The organism is Acidovorax sp. FG48, assembly GCF_057809085.1.
In genome coordinates, this window is the sequence record NZ_JBMDJH010000008.1 from 138,160 (window position 1) to 153,802 (window position 15,643).

The 15,643-nt window shown below is 65.5% G+C and carries 15 protein-coding genes; all 15 read right to left on the reverse strand.

Going from position 1 to position 15,643, the window contains the following annotated elements; genetic code table 11:
• Positions 1-184 precede the first annotated feature (184 nt).
• A complete protein-coding gene (locus ACODSU_RS13595; RefSeq protein ID WP_110958506.1) occupies positions 185-790 on the reverse strand; it encodes a methylated-DNA--[protein]-cysteine S-methyltransferase in 606 nt (201 codons plus the stop codon).
• A gap of 101 nt (positions 791-891) precedes the next feature.
• A complete protein-coding gene (locus ACODSU_RS13600; RefSeq protein ID WP_476016851.1) occupies positions 892-1,797 on the reverse strand; it encodes an SDR family oxidoreductase in 906 nt (301 codons plus the stop codon).
• Positions 1,798-1,945: 148 nt separating this feature from the next.
• Positions 1,946-2,887 (reverse strand): glutathione S-transferase family protein, encoded by a 942-nt coding sequence (locus ACODSU_RS13605; protein ID WP_476016852.1) that lies wholly within the window; start codon positions 2,885-2,887, stop codon positions 1,946-1,948.
• A gap of 29 nt (positions 2,888-2,916) precedes the next feature.
• Entirely contained in the window at positions 2,917-4,584 is a 1,668-nt protein-coding gene (locus ACODSU_RS13610; protein ID WP_488842695.1) for an isovaleryl-CoA dehydrogenase, read from the reverse strand.
• A gap of 53 nt (positions 4,585-4,637) precedes the next feature.
• Positions 4,638-5,090 carry a GNAT family N-acetyltransferase gene (locus tag ACODSU_RS13615; protein WP_343734621.1) on the reverse strand — a complete coding sequence of 151 codons (453 nt, stop codon included), beginning with the start codon at positions 5,088-5,090 and terminating at the stop codon, positions 4,638-4,640.
• Complete coding sequence (locus ACODSU_RS13620) at positions 5,090-6,106, reverse strand: NADP-dependent oxidoreductase (RefSeq protein WP_488842696.1); 1,017 nt, start codon at positions 6,104-6,106, stop codon at positions 5,090-5,092. Before ACODSU_RS13620 ends, ACODSU_RS13615 begins: the two co-directional genes overlap by 1 nt.
• Positions 6,107-6,220: 114 nt before the next feature.
• On the reverse strand, positions 6,221-6,652 hold the full coding sequence (locus ACODSU_RS13625; protein WP_108625350.1) for a PaaI family thioesterase: 432 nt from the start codon (positions 6,650-6,652) through the stop codon (positions 6,221-6,223).
• 153 nt (positions 6,653-6,805) lie between these two features.
• A complete protein-coding gene (locus ACODSU_RS13630; protein WP_015014381.1) occupies positions 6,806-7,597 on the reverse strand; it encodes an SDR family oxidoreductase in 792 nt (263 codons plus the stop codon).
• A 183-nt stretch (positions 7,598-7,780) separates the two neighbouring features.
• A complete protein-coding gene (locus ACODSU_RS13635) occupies positions 7,781-7,990 on the reverse strand; it encodes a hypothetical protein (protein WP_291442647.1) in 210 nt (69 codons plus the stop codon).
• Positions 7,990-9,858 carry an acyl-CoA dehydrogenase gene (locus tag ACODSU_RS13640; protein ID WP_488842697.1) on the reverse strand — a complete coding sequence of 623 codons (1,869 nt, stop codon included), beginning with the start codon at positions 9,856-9,858 and terminating at the stop codon, positions 7,990-7,992. Before ACODSU_RS13640 ends, ACODSU_RS13635 begins: the two co-directional genes overlap by 1 nt.
• A gap of 115 nt (positions 9,859-9,973) precedes the next feature.
• Entirely contained in the window at positions 9,974-10,474 is a 501-nt protein-coding gene (locus ACODSU_RS13645; RefSeq protein ID WP_238990648.1) for a PaaI family thioesterase, read from the reverse strand.
• Between the two features lie 3 nt (positions 10,475-10,477).
• Positions 10,478-11,653 (reverse strand): acetyl-CoA C-acyltransferase, encoded by a 1,176-nt coding sequence (locus ACODSU_RS13650; RefSeq protein ID WP_488842698.1) that lies wholly within the window; start codon positions 11,651-11,653, stop codon positions 10,478-10,480.
• 41 nt (positions 11,654-11,694) lie between these two features.
• Positions 11,695-13,794, reverse strand: a complete 2,100-nt coding sequence (locus ACODSU_RS13655) for a 3-hydroxyacyl-CoA dehydrogenase NAD-binding domain-containing protein (protein ID WP_488842699.1) — start codon at positions 13,792-13,794, stop codon at positions 11,695-11,697.
• Between the two features lie 365 nt (positions 13,795-14,159).
• The gene (locus ACODSU_RS13660; RefSeq protein ID WP_060987409.1) at positions 14,160-14,855 is read right to left on the reverse strand and encodes an ABC transporter ATP-binding protein; all 696 of its coding nucleotides are present in this window, start codon (positions 14,853-14,855) and stop codon (positions 14,160-14,162) included.
• Between the two features lies 1 nt (position 14,856).
• Positions 14,857-15,642, reverse strand: coding sequence for an ABC transporter ATP-binding protein (locus ACODSU_RS13665; protein WP_056645290.1), 786 nt, complete (start codon positions 15,640-15,642; stop codon positions 14,857-14,859).
• Between the last annotated feature and the right edge of the window lies 1 nt (position 15,643).

Below are 15,643 nucleotides of genomic sequence, written 5' to 3' on the forward strand. Positions count from 1 at the left end.
GTCAAGGTGGAGCCACTGCAGCCCCGGACGCGATGCCTTGATGCACAGAGCGCGAGGCGCCTCGCTACTGCACAAAAAACAGGCGCTTCAACAAATGTAGCACTCCGTAACACACTTGTGCAGCCAGCCGCGCCGACCCTCCCCGCAACCGATCACTGCCGCATGGCGGGGCAAGTCTGCTGGGCTAGTCCGCGCTGCCAAACAGCGAACGCGTACCGCCCAGGCAGGCTCCTTCGATCTCTAGCATGCGCATCTTGGTCAGCGCGCCGCCCCCGGCAGAAAAGCCGCCGGGTTTATCACCCGCTGCCAGCACCCGGTGGCAGGGCACGACGGGCGCAAACGGGTTCAGGCCCAGCGCCTGCCCCACGGCGCGCGACAGGCCCTTGCCGCCCATTTGCTCTGCCACCTCGCCATACGTGCGCGTCTGGCCCGGCGGAATGGCCCGTGCAATGGCGTACACCTGCTGGTGAAACGCCGACACGCCCGACATGTCCAACGGCACCTCCCGCAGGTCCAGCGCCTGCCCGGCCAGCAAGCCCTGGATGCCTGCGATGGCATGGCGCACCACGGCTGGCGGAACGGCCGGCGGTAATACCTGCGGATAGGTGCCCTGCCGCAGCCCGCGCAGCAGGCGCGCCTGGGTGGCCGGTGCATCGGCCTCGGGCAATTGCACTGCCGCAATGCCACCGGGCCCCCAGGCAATGCCGCAGGGGCCGAGCGCCGTGTCGAACAGAGCGTGGCCCCATGCGGCCTCGTGGGCATCAGCGTTCAGCGGAGCATCCGGAGACATATGCTATGTATTTAATAGCTGCTTGCGCATATTGCACTAGCGCATGCAGCTATTTTTATTCAAACACCTGTCGCCAGGCGTCTGTGGGCGCGTTGCGCTGGTCAGTCCGCCCGCAGTGCCGCGCGCAGCTGTGCGCCCAGCTCGGGCTTGGCGGCAAACGGGTCGGTAGGGTTGCGGCCCATCATCACGTCTTCCATGCGCGTCTGCACCGAGGCCAGGGCCTTGGGGTGGCTGTAGATGTAGAACTGGCCTTGTGCTGCGGCGTCGAACACCTTCTGCGCCACCTCGGCCGCGGTCACCTTGCCGCTGCCCACAGCCTTGTCGCTCATGGCCTGGCCGATGAGCTGGCTCTTGGTGGGCTTTTCGGCAGGCAGGTCGCCGGGGCGGTTGCGGTGGCTCTGGTTGATGCCGGTGGGCACAAAGAAGGGGCACAGCACGCTGGCGCCGATCTGGTCGGTGACCAGCGACAGGTCCTGGTACAGCGTTTCCGACAGGGCCACCACAGCGTGTTTGCTCACGTTGTAGATGCCCATGTTGGGCGCTGCCAGCAGGCCCGCCATGCTGGCGGTGTTGATGATGTGGCCGCGCCAGGCCGGGTCGGCCTTGGCGGCTGCCAGCATCATGGGTGTGAACAGGCGCACGCCGTGCACCACGCCCATCAGGTTCACGCCCAGCACCCACTCCCAGTCCTTGACCGAGTTCTCCCACACCAGGCCGCCCGCGCCCACGCCCGCGTTGTTGAACACCAGGTGCGGTGCGCCAAAGCGCTGCTGCACGTCGGCGGCCAGCTGCTCCATTTGCGCGGAGTTCGACACGTCCACCTTGCGCGCCAGCACCTGAGCGCCTGCAGCCTGCATCTCGGCCGTCGCGGCGTCCAGAGCATCCTGCTGCACATCCACCAGCACCAGGTTCATGCCCAGGCGGGCGCCAATGCGCGCGCATTCCAGGCCAAAGCCCGAGCCTGCGCCGGTGAGGACGGCGGTTTTGCCGGCAAAGTTGTCGATCATGTTGTGTGTCTCCTAAGGGTTGTCGATGGATGATGGGGTGCGGTCGTGAAACACGGGCCGGCTGCGATGCCGACACCTAGCTTCGGCCAACGCCGCCCGAACGCGCAGAGCGCATCGGGCGCAATGCGATCAAAAAGGCGGCTGTTTTTCAGGGAGCCGACGTTACCGGCCGCAGCACGTAGCCGATGCGGGGAAAGTGAACGTGCACCGTACCTGCGCGCGGATCGGTACGGCGCAGCGTGTAACGGGTGCGGGTGGCGGCAATCAGCTCACCTTCGGTTGGCTCGGTGCCAAAGCTCTCGGCGGCAATCGTGACCTGGCTGCCCAGCGGTATGCCGTGCTCGTCCTGGAATACATCGTCGGTCAGCGGCAGCGGCTCCATGCCGGCGGCCACGGTGATGGCGTCGGCAGCGCTGAACTTCTCCATGCGGCCATGGCCCAGTGCGGCGATGCGGTCCATCCACTCCAGCACGGCGGGCGTGGCGGCAAAGATGTCGGCCATCACCGGCACGCACTGGCGCGTGAACCACAGCGGGTGGTAGGCCGCAAAGTCGGCCAGACAGGGCTCGGCGCCGAACAGGAACTCATGCTCTTCGGCCATGTGGGCGATGCGGCGCAGGTACGAACGGTAGGCGGCCGTGGCGTCGGCCGGGCGCAGGCGCTGCATGCCTGCGCTCATCTCGCGGCGGTCCTCGCCAAACACCTGCGCAGCGGCGGGCGGCAGATTGGCAAACAGCACCGCTGCGCCCTTGGGCTGCAGGTTGTAGGCCATGGCCGCCCAGAACAACGTGGAATCGGCCCATTGCGCAAACACGCGCGCCACGCCTTTGAGGTGCGGCGGGTACAGCACGGGCTCGGGCTGTTCGTGCTCCAGCACGTCGCAGATGAGGGCCGAGTCGCAATAGATGTCGGCGCCGATCTGCAAGAACGGCGTCTTGCGGTAGCCACCGGTCAGCGCCACCACATCGGGCTTGGGCATGACGCTGGGGATGATGACGGACTTCCAGGCCAGTTGCTTGAAGCCCAGCACCGCACGGATCTTTTCGGAAAACGGGGACGATGGGTAGTGGTGCAGGATGAGGTGGGACATGGGGTCTCCATATAAATCTGTGGAAGGGCTCAGGCCGGCAGCGCGCGCGCCAGAATGGCGTCAAGGTTGACACCCGCGCCCAGCGTGCCAAAGCTGTAGCCCCAGTCGCCGGAAAGGCGCGAGTCGCAAAACGCGCGGAACACGGCGCCGGGCGCACTGCGCAGCAGCAGGGCCGCCTGCACAGCCAGCGCCACATCTTGCGCAAGGCGCCGGGCCTCGGCCTCGGTGGTCATGGCGTCCACGCGCAGGGGCAAGGCACCTGCCAGACGGTCCAGCGCGGGGTGGGCGCCGCGTGCAGGGGCCAGTTCGGCGTCGAGCGCGGCGGCGGCATCGGCGCGGCGCACAGCGCGCATCAGATCCAGCGCCATGATGTTGCCCGCGCCTTCCCAGATGGAGTTGAGCGGCATCTCGCGGTAGATGCGGGCCATCACGCCCTCGCCGCCCTCCTCGACATAGCCATTGCCGCCCAGGCATTCCATGGCTTCTTGCGCAAACACGCTGCCACGTTTGCACACCCAGAACTTGGCCACGGGCGTGAGCAGGCGGGCCATCACCGCCTCATGCTCACTAGTGGCCTTCTTGTCGAAGGCGCTCGCCAGGCGGATTGACAGCGCGGTGGCGGCTTCGCTCTCCAGCGCCAAATCGGCCAGCACATTGCGCATCAGCGGCTGCTCGATGAGCTTCTTGCCAAAGGCCGAGCGCTGGCGCGTGTGGTGCAGCGCAATGCTGAGCGCCTGCCGCATGAGGCCGCTGGTGCCCAGGGCGCAGTCCAGGCGCGTCATGGTGCCCATCTCCAGGATTTGCGCCACACCCCGGCCCTCCTCGCCCACGCGCCAGGCCATCGCGTCGATGAACTCGACCTCGGAGCTGGCGTTGGCGTGGTTGCCCAGCTTGTCTTTCAGGCGCTGGATGCGGATCGCATTGACCGTGTCATCGGGCAGCACACGCGGCAGGAAGAAGCAGGTGAGTCCGCCTGGCGCCTGCGCCAGGATCAGGAACGCATCGCACATGGGCGCGGAAAAGAACCACTTGTGCCCCGTGATGCGGTAGCGCGCGCCCCAGGCATCGTCGCCATCGGGCACGGCCTGGGTCGTGTTGGCGCGCACGTCCGATCCGCCCTGCTTCTCGGTCATGCCCATGCCCATGGTGAGCGCGGACTTCTGCGAGAACAGCTCCAGGCGCGGGTCGTACTGCGTGCTGGTCAAGCCTTTGTTCCAGTCGGCCCACACGGCGGCGTTGCCCCGCAAGGCAGGCGTGACAGCGTAGCTCATCGACACCGGGCAGAGGATGGACGGCTCCGCCTCGGTAAACAGCATGAAGCCCGCCGCGCGCTCCACATGCGCGTGGCCTGTGTCCTGGCGCGACCAGGGCGTGGCGTGCAGGCCGTGGCGCAAGGCGGCGCCCATCAGCGCGTGGTAGCTAGGGTGGAACTCCACCACATCCGTGCGGTGGCCAAAGCGGTCGTGCGTGCGCAGCTGGGGCTTGTGGGTGTTGGCCAGACGCGCGTGGGTCAGCATCTCGGCCGAGCCCATCTCGGCGCCGAGCGCGGTGAGGCCCGCCACACCCAGGCCGGGTGCATGCAGGCGCAGCGCGTCCTGCAGCGGCTGGTTGGTGGTGAACAGGTTCACGTCCGCCCATGGCGTGCTCTGGTTGAAGACTTCATGGGTACGCGCCAGTGTGGCGGGGGGTGCGGTCATGTCGGCTCCTTCACGGGTGGGCGGGGTGAATGGTCGAGGGGGCTGCGGCGGCGTCAGCCCGCCTTTCTCAGCATTTCAACGTGCGGGATATCGTCTTCCAGGTATTCGTCGGACACGGCCTCGAAGCCCAGGCTGCCGTAAAAGCCCCGCAAGTGCGCCTGTGCGCTGATGCGGATGTCCCGGCCCGGCCAGGCCTGGCTGCAGCGGGCAATGCCCTCCTGCATCAGCGCCCGGCCCGTGCCGTTGCCACGAGCCTCCTTGGCGGTGACCACGCGGCCGATGGAGGGCTCGGGGTAGTTCACACCCGGGTCCACCACACGCAGGCAGGCTTGCAGCGCACCCGCCTCGTCATAGCCCAGCAGGTGGTGGGACTGCTTGTCGGCACCGTCCGGGTCCTGGTACGGGCCCTGCTCCAGGATGAAGACCTTGCAGCGCAAGGCCAGGGCGTCATGCAGCGCATGCACGCCCAGGTCATCAAAGCGGGCCCAGGTCCACTTCAGCATCATCAGATCAGCTTGACCAGTTGCTTGCCGAAGTTCTTGCCCTTGAGCAGGCCGAGGAAGGCCGCTGGTGCAGCCGCAATGCCTTGGGCAATGGTTTCGCGCGGGCGCAGTTTGCCGGTGCCCACCAGCGTGCCCAGCTCCTTGAGCGCGTCGGGCCAGACTTCCATGTGTTCGCTCACGATGAAGCCCTCGACCTTCATGCGGTTGATGAGCATGAGTGCGGGGTTGGCCATGGGCAGCGGTGCGCCGTCGTAGCCAGCGATCATGCCGCACAGGGCGATGCGGCTGAAGGCGTTCATGCGCAGCATCACCGCGTCCATGATCCAGCCGCCCACGTTCTCGAAGTAGCCGTCGATACCGTTGGGGCAAGCTTCTTTCAGCGCCTTGGACATCGCCTTCACGTCGCTGTGTTCCTTGTAGTCGATGCAGGCGTCAAAGCCCAATTCTTCCACTGCGTACTTGCACTTGTCCGCGCCGCCGGCAATGCCCACCGCGCGGCAGCCACGGGCCTTGGCGAGCGCTGCAAAAGCGCTGCCCACGGCGCCGGTGGCGGCGCTCACCACCACGGTGTCGCCTTCCTTGGGCGCAATGATCTTGACCAGGCCGTACCAGGCCGTCACGCCGGGCATACCCACGGCACCCAGGTAGTGCGACAGCGGCACATGGGTGGTGTCCACCTTGCGCAGCGCGCCGGGCTGGTCGGCATTGACCACGCTGTATTCCTGCCAGCCGCCCATGCCCACCACCTTGTCGCCCACAGCGTACTTGGGGTGCTTGCTCTCGGCCACCTCACCCACGGTGCCACCGATCATGACTTCGCCCAGCGGCTGCGACGCCGCGTAGCTCTTGCTCTCGTTCATGCGGCCACGCATGTAGGGGTCCAGGCTCAGGTAGTGGTGGCGCACCAGCACCTGGCCGTCTTGCAGCGGGGGCGTGTCGGTGGCAACCAGCTTGAAGTTGCTGGCCACCGCTTCGCCCTGGGGGCGGTTGTCGAGAACGATTTGTTGGTTGCGTGGCATGGAAAGCTCCTTCAGAAAATTCAATACTATGTTTTTGATAGCTGACAGCGCATGTATTCATTGCGCTTGCAGGCAAAAAAGCTCTAAACCCTGCTGGTGACCTCGCCCACCGACTCAGTCGGTGGAGATGACCTTGAGGTCATTCACATTGCGCCCGTCCACCGGCAGGCGCTTGACGTACTTGAACGTGCCGGTGGCATGGCAGCACACCTTGCCCTGGGCGTCATACACCGTGCCCTCAGTGAACGCCATGGTGGCCGTGCGGTGAATCAGCCGCCCCTTGGCCACCAGCGGCCCGCGTGCGGGCTGCATGAAGCTGGTCTTCATCTCGATGGTGACCACACCCATGTCCGGCGTCACGCTGCGCGCGGCCGTGGCCATGGTCACGTCCAGCAGCGTCATCGACGCGCCACCGTGGGTCACGGCAAACGAGTTCAGGTGCTCGGGCTTGGCTTCGTAACGCAGCTCGGACTCGCCGTCCTCCATGCGGTGCAGCGTGAAGCCGAGGTGGCTGACAAAGGGGATTTCGACACCGAAACTTTTCAAGGGATTTCCTCAGTACACGAACTCGAAAACTGGCGCGGCACAGGCGAGGGACGCAGAGCAAGGGCCGCCCCGCAGCGATTGCGTCGTCCCCCTTCCCGAATCGCACAGCGATTCGAGAGAAGGGGGAAGCGGCGCAGCCGCTCAGGGGGATGCTCACCCTCCAGTAACGATACTCACCCCGCCATCCACCGCCAGCCACTGGCCGGTGATGTGCTTGCCCGCATCCGACGCATACAGCGCGCACAGGCCCTTCAGGTCTTCATCATCGCCCAGGCGGCCCAGCGGGGCGTGCGCGGCCAGCGCCTCTTCGCCCATGGCCTTGAGGGTGCCCACCGTCATCTTGCTCGGGAAGAAGCCCGGGCAGATCGCGTTGACACGGATGTTGTACGCACCCCATTCGGCGGCCAGCGCCCGCGTGAAGTTGATCACCGCGCCCTTCGAGGTGTTGTAAGCAATGGTGTTCATGCCCTTGGGGTTGCCGCCCAGGCCGGCGATGGACGCCACATTGATGATGCTGCCGCTGCGGCGGCCGATCATGCTGTGCTTGGCGATGTGCTGGCTCAGGATGAAGTAGCCGCGCACGTTGAGGTTCATCACCTTGTCCCACGCTTCCACAGGGTGGTCTTCGGCCGGGGCGCCCCAGGCGGCACCGGCGTTGTTGACCAGGATGTCCACATGGCCCAGGCGCTGCAGGGTCTCGTCGGCCAGGCGGCGGATGTCTTCTTCCTTGGCGCAGTCGGCGGCGATCCAGCTGGCTTCGATGCCGGCGGCCTTCAGGTCGGCAGCGGCTTCTTCCAGGTCGGAGGCCTTGCGCGAGCTGAGCACGATCTTGGCGCCCGCCTCGCCCAGCGCATGCGCCAGTTGCAGGCCCAGGCCGCGCGAGCCGCCGGTCACCAAGGCGGTCTTGCCCGTCAGGTCAAACAGTTGTTGGATGGTGCGTGTCATGTAAATGTCTCCTTGGATTTTTGCCAGTCGATGGATGTTCTCAGACCACAGCCCGGCGCTGGGATGCGCCAGCCAGGGGGTGGATTACAGGCAGCCATTGTGCGGCGCCAGAAGGCTGCATTGTGTCGCCGCCGCGTCCGCTCCGCAGTGGGCCAGCCGGGCGGCTGCAGCGGTGCCGCAGCGTCAGCCCTGGGGGTCGGCCTTGAGCCGCGCGCGCACGGCGATCAGCACCACGCCCACGGCCGCCACCACGCCCCCGCCCACCATCAGTACCCAGCCGGTGGATGCGTCGGTGCGCGCAGTGGCAATGCCCAGCACCAGCGTGAGCAGGCCGCCGTAGATCAGCACCCAGATGAGCTTTTGCAAGCGCTGCAACGTGCTCGGAGCCGCCATCAGAACGCCTCTTCCGGAAAGCTGGCGCAGGTCGCGTCGCGCGTGCTGACCACTTGCAGCCAGGCGCCGATCTTGGGTAGTTCGTAATGGAAGAAGAAGCGCATGGCACCCATGCGGCCCACGCTGGCGGGCTGCGCCAGCGCGGCATCGGCCGCCAGCGTGGCCAGCGCCACGTCCAGCCACACCCAGGCCAGCACCGTGTGGCCAAAGGCCTGCATGTAGGGCACGGCGTTGGCCAGCGCATCGGCCGGTTGCCCTGTGGCCCAGGCGGCCTTGGTGGCGGCGCCCACGTCCTGCAGCGCCTTGCCCAGCGCGTTGGCGTGGGCAGCGAGTGCGGGCACCTGGATGGCGCGCTCGATGGTGGCGTTGATGCGCCCGGCCAGCAGTTGCAGGCCGCGCCCCCCTTCCATCAGCACCTTGCGGCCCAGCAGGTCCATGGCCTGGATGCCGTGGGTGCCTTCGTGGATCATGTTCAGGCGGTTGTCGCGCCAGTACTGCTCCACCGGGAAGTCGCGCGTGTAGCCGTAACCGCCATGGATCTGGATGGCCAGGCTGTTGGCCTCCAGGCACCATTCGCTGGGCCAGCTCTTGGCGATGGGGGTCAGCACCTCCAGCAGCAGGCGGGCTTCGTCGGCCGCAGCGGCATCGCCCGTGTGTTGCTCGTCCACCAGCCGCGCGCAGAACAGGTTGAGCGCGAGCGCGCCCTCGCCATACGACTTTTGCGCCAGCAGCATGCGCTTGACGTCTGCGTGCTCCACGATGCGCACCTGGGGCTGGGCGGCGTCTTTCACCACGGCCGCCGCGCCGTCCTTGGGGCCCTGCACGGGGCGGCCCTGGGGGCGGTTCTTGGCGTAGTCCAGGCTGGCGTAATAGCCCGCCAGGCCCAGCATGGTGGCGGCCATGCCGATGCCGATGCGCGCCTCGTTCATCATGTGGAACATGCAGTGCAGGCCCTTGCCGGGCTGGCCGACCAGGTAGCCCACCGCGCCTGCCTGGCCGTCCACGGGGTACTTGCCCTCGCCAAAATTCAGCAGCGTGTTGGTGGTGCCGCGCCAGCCCAGCTTGTGGTTCAGGCCCGCCAGCGCCACGTCGTTGCGCACGCCAGTCAACTGGCCGTTGGTATCCACGAGCCTCTTGGGCACGATGAAGAGGGAGATGCCCTTGGTGCCGGGCACCAGCTTGCCGTCTGGCCCCGGTATCTTGGCCAGCACCAGGTGCACGATGTTTTCGGTCAGCTCATGGTCGCCCGAGCTGATCCACATCTTGTTGCCCTTGAGGCGGTAGCGCGGCCCGAGGGGGTCGCTCTCAAACCCCTCGCCATCGGGCACGGCGCGCGTGGCGACATCCGACAGCGACGAGCCCGCCTGCGGCTCCGACAGGCACATGGTGCCCGACCAGCGGCCGTTGAATTCATTGAGCGCAAACACCTGCTTTTGCAGGTCGGTGCCATGCACCATGAGCAGGTTGGCGTTGCCCGAGGTCAGCAGGTTGGAGCCAATGCTGATCGAAGCGGCTGCAAAAAAGCTGTTGGCCGCCGCCTCCACCGTGTAGGGCAGTTGCATGCCGCCAATGTCGTAGTCCTGTGCGGCGCTCAGCAGGCCCGATTCTGCATAGGCGCGCCGTGCCTCGTAGGTGGCCTGCGGCAGCACCACGCGCAGCGTGCCGTCGGGCTCGGTCTCGGTGCGGGGTTCTTCGGTGTCCACCACGCGGTTGAAGGGCGCGTACTTCTCGCGCGCGATGCGCTCGGAGGTGTCGAGCACGGCATCGAAGGTTTCGCGGGAGTGGTCCGCAAAGCGCTCGCGGGCTTGCAGCTTCTCGGCGTCCAGCCACTGGTAGAGCAGGAAATCGACGGTGGGACGTAGGCTCATGGCATTTCAGGGTTAAAACGGCCGCAGGCGCAGATAAATCATGCGCCAGCAGCTATCAAATAAGGAGTAAACGGCGCAGGAGTGAGGGGAAACATGCTCCCATCCCTTGCCACCATCAGGCGCCCGCAGGGGCCGGCGCTGCGCCATCGCGCGGTGGCAGTGCGGCAATGGTGCCTTGCGCCACGGCGCACAACTTTTCGGTGCCCGCCTGCACCACAAACACATCACAGCGGCACACGGCCTGCGCGCGGCCATGGTGCACCGCTTGCGCGCGGGCGATAAGCAGTTCGCCTACCGCGGGCCGCAGGTAGTTGATCTTGAACTCGGACGTCACCACGGGCACCCGCATGGCGGTGCCCCCGGCGTACGTGAGGGCGTTGTCGGCCACATAGCTCAGCACGCCCCCGTGCACAAAACCATGTTGTTGCAGCAGCTGGGGCGTGACGGGCAGGTGCAGCTCGCACTGCCCGGGCGACAAGGCATGCAGCCGCGCCCCCACCAGGATGCTGAACGGCTGCGATGCCAGTACCTCACGCCCCATGGCCAGGAAGACCTCGGGCGACACCACGACATCGGGGATGTCGGTGCGCGGTGGCGACGAGGCCTGCCCGGACATGGCTTACAGCACCTCGAAAATGCCGGCGGCACCCATGCCGCCGCCAATGCACATCGTCACGCACACGCGCTTGGCGCCACGGCGCTTGCCCTCAATGAGCGCGTGGCCCGTGAGGCGCTGGCCCGACACACCATAGGGGTGGCCCAGGGCGATGGCGCCGCCGTTCACGTTCAGGCGGTCGGCCGGAATGCCCAGCTTGTCGCGGCAGTACAGCACCTGCACAGCAAAGGCTTCGTTCAGCTCCCACAGGTCGATGTCCTGCACCGTAAGGCCCAGCTTCTTGAGCACCTTGGGCACGGCAAACACGGGGCCGATGCCCATTTCGTCAGGCTCGCAACCGGCCACCGCAAAGCCGAGGAAACGGCCCAGGGGCTTGAGGCCCTTCTTGCTGGCGTACTCTTCGCTGGTGACTACGCAGGCACCAGCACCGTCAGAGAACTGGCTGGCATTGCCGGCCGAGATCAGACCACCGGGCAGCGCCGAGCGCAGGCCGCTGATGGCTTCTACCGTCGTGCCTTCGCGCGTGCCTTCGTCCTTGCTCACCGTCACTTGCTTGGTGATCAGGCCCAGGGTCTTGTCGGCCACACCGGCGGTCACGGTGATGGGGGCGATTTCGGCGTCGAACAGGCCAGCGGCCTGGGCTGCGCAGGCCTTTTGCTGGCTGGCAGCTCCGTATTCGTCCATGGCTTCGCGGCCGATGTTGTAGCGCTTGGCCACTTGCTCGGCGGTCTGCAGCATGCTCCAGTAGATCTCAGGCTTTTGCTTGGCCAGGGCCAGGTCCTGAATCATGTGCAGGTTCATCTCTTGCTGCACGCAGGAGATGCTTTCGACGCCCCCGGCCACAAACACATCGGCCTCGCCCGCGATGATGCGCTGGGCAGCCATGGCAATGGTCTGCAGGCCGGACGAGCAGAAACGGTTGACGGTCACGCCCGATGCCGTGATGGGCAGGCCGGCCTTCAGCGCGATCTGGCGCGCGATGTTGCTGCCCGTGGCGCCTTCGGGCGTGGCGCAACCCATGATGACGTCGTCCACGTCAGCACCGTCGATGCCGGCGCGCAACACGGCGTGCTGCACGGCATGGCCGCCCAGAGTGGCGCCGTGCGTCATGTTGAACGAACCCTTCCAGCTCTTGGCGAGTGGCGTGCGGGCGGTGGAAACAATCACTGCGGAGGTCATGTGAATTCCTTTGATTCTGTAGATGGGTGCACGCGGGCGGCTTACTGGAAGGCCTTGCCTTCGGCGGCCAGCTTGGCCAGCAGCGGAGCGGGCTTCCAGAACGCTGCGTCGTCCAGCGGGTTCTTGGCAAAACGGTCCATGGCCTGCACCACGTTGAACAGACCCACTTCGCTGGCGTAGTGCATGGGGCCGCCACGGTGGATGGGGAAGCCGTAGCCGGTCAGGTACACCATGTCGATGTCGCCGGACTTGCTGGCAATGCCGTCTTCCAGGATGTGCGCACCTTCGTTGACCAGAGCGAACACCAGGCGCTGCACGATTTCTTCGTCCGAAATTTTGCGCGGCGTGATGCCGAGTTCCTTGCGGTGGTCTTCGATCATCTTGTTGACCAGGTCGCTCGGGATCGCATCGCGCTTGCCGGCCTGGTAGTCGTACCAGCCTGCGCCGGTCTTCTGGCCAAAGCGGCCCAGCTCACACAGCTTGTCGGCGGTGCGGCTGTACTTCATGTCGGCGCGCTCGACGGCGCGGCGCTTGCGGATGGCCCAGCCGATGTCGTTGCCGGCCAGGTCGCCCATGCGGAACGGGCCCATGGCAAAGCCGAACTTCTCGATGGCCTTGTCCACCTGCTGCGGCGTGCAGCCTTCGTCCAGCAGGAAGCCGGCCTGGCGGCTGTACTGCTCGATCATGCGGTTGCCGATGAAGCCATCGCACACGCCCGAGACCACCGAGGTCTTCTTGATCTTCTTGCCGATGGCCATCACGGTGGCCAGCACGTCCTTGGCGGTCTCCTTGCCACGCACCACTTCCAGCAACTTCATCACGTTGGCGGGGCTGAAGAAGTGCATGCCCACCACGTCCTGCGGACGCTTGGTGAAGGCGGCGATCTTGTCCACGTCGAGTGTGGAAGTGTTGGAGGCCAGGATGGCGCCAGGCTTGGCCACAGCGTCGAGCTGCTTGAACACCGCTTCCTTCACGCCCATCTCTTCGAACACGGCCTCGATGATCAGGTCGCAGTCCTTGAGGTCGTCGTAGCTCAGCGTGGTGCTCAGCAGGGCCATGCGCTGCTCGTACTTGTCTTGCTTCAGCTTGCCCTTCTTGACCTGGGCTTCGTAGTTCTTCTTGATCGTGGCCACGCCACGGTCCAGGGCTTCCTGCTTCATTTCCAGAATCTTGACGGGGATGCCCGCGTTCAGGAAGTTCATGGAAATGCCGCCGCCCATGGTGCCGGCGCCAATCACGCCCACCAGCTTGATATCGCGCTTGGGGGTGTCGGATGCGACGTCAGGGATCTTGCTCGCCGCACGCTCTGCCATGAACAAGTGGCGCAGTGCGCGCGACTCAGGCGTCCACATCAGGTTGATGAAGATTTCGCGCTCGACCAGCATGCCTTCGGCAAACTTCTTCTTGGTGGCAGCTTCAACAGCGTCCACACACTTGGCGGGCGCGGGGAAGTTCTTGGCCATGCCCTTGACCATGTTGCGCGCGAACTGGAAGTACGCATCGCCTTCGGGGTGCTTGCAAGGCAGGTTGCGCACCAGGGGCAGAGGACGGGCATCGGCCACGCTCTGGGCAAACGCCAGGGCTTCTGCGGCCAGCGATTCGGCCGACGCGGCCATCTTGTCAAACAGCTTCTGGCCGGGCACGGCGCCGATCATTTCGCTCTTGACGGGCTCGCCGCTCACGATGAGGTTGAGCGCGGCTTCGACACCAATCACGCGGGGCAGGCGCTGCGTGCCACCTGCGCCGGGGATCAGGCCCAGCTTGACTTCGGGCAGTGCGATCGAGCAGCCAGGCGCTGCAATGCGGTAGTGGCAGCCCAGGGCCAGCTCCAGCCCGCCGCCCATGGCGACGCTGTGCATGGCGGCCACGACGGGCTTGGCCGAGTTTTCGATGGCGGCAATCACCGACAGCAGGTTGGGTTCTTGCAGCGACTTGTCGGTGCCGAACTCCTTGATGTCGGCGCCGCCAGAGAACGCACCACCGGCGCCGGTGATCACGATGGAGGTGACCGCTGCATCGGCATTGGCACGGCCAAGGCCGTCCACGATGCCCTGGCGGGTCGCCAGACCGAGTCCGTTGACGGGAGGGTTGGTCATGGTGATCACGGCAACGGAGCCGTGGACTTTGTATTCAGCGGTCATGGTGCTGTTGTTCCTTGGAAAGTGAAAAAGAACGATCGTGCGTTTTTATTGTAGAGACTTCAAAACCATTTGGCGTGTCAATTTGTCCCGGGCGGGACAAGTGGGTATCAGACATCCCCAGAAGAGCAGATTCCGGCAGGCAAAAAAAAGGCGCCACCGAAGACCGGGCACCTCTATAGATCACAGTTGGCGGAGCGCCTTCCAGTGCGTCCGCCCTGCCCCGGACCTTAGAAACTGGCGCGCCCCGAGACCAGGGCAGCCGAGCAAGGGCCGCCCCGCAGCGAGGGCTGCGTCCCCCTTCCCGAATCGCGCAGCGATTCGAGAGAAGGGGGGAAGGCGCGCAGCACCTCAGGGGGATCGCCCCGCTAAACTTCAAGCCACTCTTTGCGGATGTAGCTGTCGGCCCGCAGGCTGTCCGGTGTGCCCTGGAACACGATGGAGCCGTGCCCCATTACCAGTGCGCGGTCAGAAATCTTCATCGCAATGGTCAGCTTCTGCTCGATCAGCAGCACCGAGATACCGCGCGATTTGATGGTCTGCAGGTACTGCCCCACCAGCTCGACGATCTTGGGCGCAAGGCCTTCGGTGGGCTCGTCGATGATGATCAGGTCGGGGTCGCCCATGAGCGTCCGGCACAGGGTCAGCATCTGCTGCTCACCGCCGGACATCACGCCCGCCTCGGTGTGCTGGCGCTCCTTGAGGCGGGGGAACATCTCGTACATGTCGTCGAACGACCAGCGGCTGTTCTTGCCACTGCCCTTCTGGCCGAGCATCAGGTTCTGGTGCACGGTGAGGTTGGGGAACACGTCGCGGCTTTCCGGCACGTAGCCCACCCCCAGGTGCGCAATCTCGTAGGCCTTTTTGCCGTTGAGGTCCTGCCCCTTCCAGTTGAGGGTGCCTTCCCAGTCCACCAGGCCCATGATGGCCTTGGCGGTGGTGGAGCGGCCCGAGCCATTGCGCCCCAGCAGGGCCACGATTTCACCCGGCTGCACGTCAAAGGTCACGCCATGCAGCACATGGCTTTTGCCGTAGTAGGCGTGGAGATTTTCGATTTTCAGCATGTCAGTGTCCCGCCCCCTGCTCTTCCGCGATGACCGATCCCAGGTAGGCCTCTTGCACGCGCTGGTTGGCGCGCACCTTGTCGGGCGTGTCAAAGGCAATCACCTCGCCGTACACGACCACGGCGATCTTGTCGGCCAGACCAAACACCACGCCCATGTCGTGCTCCACCGTGAGCAGCGTGCGGCCTTCGGTCACTTCCTTGATGAGGTGGATGAAGCGCGAGGTTTCGGTCTTGCTCATGCCGGCCGTAGGCTCGTCTAGCAGGATCACGTTGGCACCACCCGCGATGGTGATGCCGATCTCCAGCGCGCGTTGCTCGGCGTAGGTGAGGTTCATGGCCAGCGTGTCGCGCTTCTTGTCAAGCTTGATCATCTCCATGAGCTGCTTGGCGCGCTCATTGGCATCGTGCAGGTTCGACAGGAAGCGCAGGAACGTGTACTTGTAGCCCATGCTCCACAGCACGCCGCAGCGCAGGTTCTCGAACACCGACAGCTTGGGAAAGATGTTGGTGATCTGGAAGCTGCGCGAAAGCCCGCGCCGGTTGATCTCGTACGGCGCCATGCCATTGATGCGCTGGCCGTTCAGGATCACGTCGCCGCTGGTGGGCGCGAAGCGCCCGCTGATCAGATTGAACAGCGTGGACTTGCCGGCACCGTTGGGGCCGATGATGGCCACGCGCTCACCGGGCGCAACGGCCAGGTTGGCGCCGCGGATGATCTCGGTCTTGCCAAAGCTCTTGCGCAGGTCGCGCAGTTCGAGCGCATAGGTTGCGTTGTCAGCCGCCATG

Coding starts and splice junctions, on each gene's coding strand:
- ACODSU_RS13620 (WP_488842696.1), bottom strand. CDS start 6,106: ATGCCACGCAACCAACAAATCGTTCTCGACAACCGCCCCCAGGGCGAA.
- ACODSU_RS13630 (WP_015014381.1), bottom strand. CDS start 7,597: ATGACACGCACCATCCAACAACTGTTTGACCTGACGGGCAAGACCGCC.
- ACODSU_RS13605 (WP_476016852.1), bottom strand. CDS start 2,887: ATGTCCCACCTCATCCTGCACCACTACCCATCGTCCCCGTTTTCCGAA.
- ACODSU_RS13650 (WP_488842698.1), bottom strand. CDS start 11,653: ATGACCTCCGCAGTGATTGTTTCCACCGCCCGCACGCCACTCGCCAAG.
- ACODSU_RS13610 (WP_488842695.1), bottom strand. CDS start 4,584: ATGACCGCACCCCCCGCCACACTGGCGCGTACCCATGAAGTCTTCAAC.
- ACODSU_RS13645 (WP_238990648.1), bottom strand. CDS start 10,474: ATGTCCGGGCAGGCCTCGTCGCCACCGCGCACCGACATCCCCGATGTC.
- ACODSU_RS13595 (WP_110958506.1), bottom strand. CDS start 790: ATGTCTCCGGATGCTCCGCTGAACGCTGATGCCCACGAGGCCGCATGG.
- ACODSU_RS13615 (WP_343734621.1), bottom strand. CDS start 5,090: ATGATGCTGAAGTGGACCTGGGCCCGCTTTGATGACCTGGGCGTGCAT.
- ACODSU_RS13640 (WP_488842697.1), bottom strand. CDS start 9,858: ATGAGCCTACGTCCCACCGTCGATTTCCTGCTCTACCAGTGGCTGGAC.
- ACODSU_RS13665 (WP_056645290.1), bottom strand. CDS start 15,642: ATGGCGGCTGACAACGCAACCTATGCGCTCGAACTGCGCGACCTGCGC.
- ACODSU_RS13600 (WP_476016851.1), bottom strand. CDS start 1,797: ATGATCGACAACTTTGCCGGCAAAACCGCCGTCCTCACCGGCGCAGGC.
- ACODSU_RS13655 (WP_488842699.1), bottom strand. CDS start 13,794: ATGACCGCTGAATACAAAGTCCACGGCTCCGTTGCCGTGATCACCATG.
- ACODSU_RS13660 (WP_060987409.1), bottom strand. CDS start 14,855: ATGCTGAAAATCGAAAATCTCCACGCCTACTACGGCAAAAGCCATGTG.
- ACODSU_RS13635 (WP_291442647.1), bottom strand. CDS start 7,990: ATGGCGGCTCCGAGCACGTTGCAGCGCTTGCAAAAGCTCATCTGGGTG.